This is a genomic window from Marivita sp., assembly GCF_020055635.1.
In the GTDB taxonomy this organism is placed as follows: Bacteria; Pseudomonadota; Alphaproteobacteria; order Rhodobacterales; family Rhodobacteraceae; genus Marivita.
Genome location: NZ_JAIPUT010000192.1, coordinates 1 through 2,506 on the forward strand (window position 1 = coordinate 1; position 2,506 = coordinate 2,506).

Below are 2,506 nucleotides of genomic sequence, written 5' to 3' on the forward strand. Positions count from 1 at the left end.
GGTTGGCAAGACCGGCGCAACCCATGTCGAGGCGGATGCGGAGCAGATCGTGATCGACGACATGGTACGCGGACGGGTCACCTTCGAGTCGGACGGCATCGGGGACTTCGTGATTGTGAAATCGGACGGCATCCCCACCTACAACTTCGCGGTCGTCGTCGATGACACCACCATGGACATCAGCCATGTGGTGCGGGGCGAAGAACATCTGAGCAATACGCCCAGACAGCTTCTGCTCTACCAGGCACTGGGACTCAAGGCGCCCCGGTTCGCCCACGTATCGCTCATCCTCGGCAAGGACCGCAGCAAAATGAGCAAGCGACACGGCTCGACCTCGGTCAAAAACTACCGGGCGGCGGGCTATCTCCCGCAAGGCTTGGTCAATTTCCTGGCGCTTCTGGGGTGGTCCCCCGAAGGCGAGGAGGAATTGTTCAGCATGGCGGAACTCGAGGCGCGTTTCGACCTCGACCGAGTGGCCAAAAATCCTGCCGTGTTCGACATGGACAAGTTGAACTGGATCGATCACCAGCACATCCAACGCACCGACGATGCCACGCTCGCGCGCATGGCACTTCCCTATCTGGTGGAGGCTGGCTATGTGGGCGAAGATGCGGATTTAGCGCGCATTGCGCGGGTGGTGGCCGTCGTCAAGACGGGACTCGACCACGTATCGCAAATCGTTGAACGGGCGGAACTGTTCTTTTTTGCTCGTGCTGTGGACGAGCCGTCGGCCAAGGCGCATTTGGATGAAGAGAGCGTAGCGCCCATGCTGCGGGCGTTCGTGGAGGTGCTCCAGGCGAAGGAAGAACTTACGCCGGAGGCGGTCAAGAAGTGTTTCAAGGAAACCATGAAGGAGACGGGCCTGAAGGGCAAGCAGGTGTTCATGCCGGTGCGCGTAGCGTTGACCGGCGTGACCAGCGGGCCTGAAATGCATGAACTGATCCCGGTGCTCGGTGTCGAAGAGGTCAAAGCGCGGATTTTCGCCAGCACGGGACTCGAACTGTAGGGGGGCATATGCTGAAAGTCTACAATACCATGGACCGGGACAAGGTTCCCTTCCATCCGGAACGTGAAGGCCGGGTGAGCATGTACGTGTGCGGCCCGACGACCTACAATTACATCCACATCGGAAACGCTCGTCCCATGGTGGCGTTCGACGCCATCCGCAAGTATCTCATCTACCGGGGCTTCGAGGTGACCTACGTCCAGAACTTCACGGACATCGACGACAAGATCATCCAGAAGGCCAAGGACGAACACGATGAGCCGCTGGCGCTGGCCGAACGCTACATCGAAGAATACAAGAAGGACGCCCGCGCCCTGGGTGTTCGTGAAGCGGACATGCATCCGCGGGTGAGCCGCCATATGGACGACATCCTCGATATGGTGCGTACGCTGCAGGAAAAGGGCTACGCCTACGAGGTGGACGGCAACGTCTATTTCGATGTCCGTTCGTTCCCGGACTACGGCAAGCTGTCAAGGCGCGATCTCGACGAGCTCAAGTCGGGTGCCCGGGTGGACGTAGATTCCGAAAAGAAAGATCCGCTCGATTTCGCCCTCTGGAAGCGCGCCAAGCCGGGCGAACCGTCCTGGGAAAGCCCCTGGGGCACAGGCCGCCCGGGTTGGCACATCGAGTGTTCAGCCATGAGTCTGAAGTATGTGGGGCCCACCTTCGACATCCACGGGGGAGGCTACGACCTCATCTTTCCGCATCATGAAAACGAAATCGCCCAGAGCGAAGGCTATACGGGCAAAACGTTCGCCAACTACTGGTTGCACAATGGATTCATCACGGTGAACGAAGAGAAGATGAGCAAATCCGTCGGCAACTTCTTTTTGGTGCGCGAAGTGCTGGAGAAGTTCCCGGGCGAGGTGGTTCGTTTCTTTCTGCTGGGGACCCACTACCGTTCCCCGCTGGATTTCAGCGACGCCAAGCTGGCCGAGGACCAGAAGGCGCTGGCCAAGCTGCAGAATACCTGGAACCGGCTGCGCGACGCGACGGAATCGATCGACGGTGCCAACGGACCCGATGACCTGATGGATGGCTTCCGCCGACGCATCGAGGAGGCCATGGATGACGATTTCAATACCGCACGGGCAATCGGCGTCCTGTTCGACAGCATACGGAAAATCAACCGGTGGATCGATGAAGACGAACAATCCGGCGGTGCCGGTAACAAGGAAGCGATTGCTGCAGAAACCAATCAGGTCGAAATCCTGGGCAATAATGGCGAAACGCTGGCCCACTGGTCGGGGCGAAAATCAGAGATCGCCGAAGAGTTGATCACCTGGTTGCTGCAGTCCACCGGAAGTCGGTCATCCGTCTGACGATTGCTTCCTTTGTTTCAGATAATCATGCAAGCGGCTCACAACCTCAGGATGTTCTGAGGCGATATTCTCTATCGAATCGATGTCCGCACCAAGATCGTATAGTTCCACCTGTTGCTCGTTGAGCGATTTCTCCCCATTACGGAGAATCAGGCGGTAGCGGTCATCCCGAATTGAG

At 58.3% G+C, this 2,506-nt stretch carries 3 protein-coding genes; 2 read left to right on the forward strand and 1 reads right to left on the reverse strand.

Features of this window, described 5'->3' with window-relative positions:
* Together gltX and cysS are read left to right on the forward strand one after the other, a co-directional pair.
* Nucleotides 1-1,006: glutamate--tRNA ligase (gene gltX, locus LCF60_RS24570; RefSeq protein WP_292295143.1), on the forward strand; the 1,006-nt coding region annotated here is incomplete at its 5' end.
* An 8-nt stretch (nt 1,007-1,014) separates the two neighbouring features.
* The gene (cysS, locus tag LCF60_RS24575) at nt 1,015-2,328 is read left to right on the forward strand and encodes a cysteine--tRNA ligase (RefSeq protein ID WP_292295144.1); all 1,314 of its coding nucleotides are present in this window, start codon (nt 1,015-1,017) and stop codon (nt 2,326-2,328) included.
* Here the strand turns inward: cysS and LCF60_RS24580 are convergent.
* Nucleotides 2,317-2,506: hypothetical protein (locus LCF60_RS24580; RefSeq protein ID WP_292295145.1), on the reverse strand; the 190-nt coding region annotated here is incomplete at its 5' end. The genes cysS and LCF60_RS24580 overlap by 12 nt on opposite strands.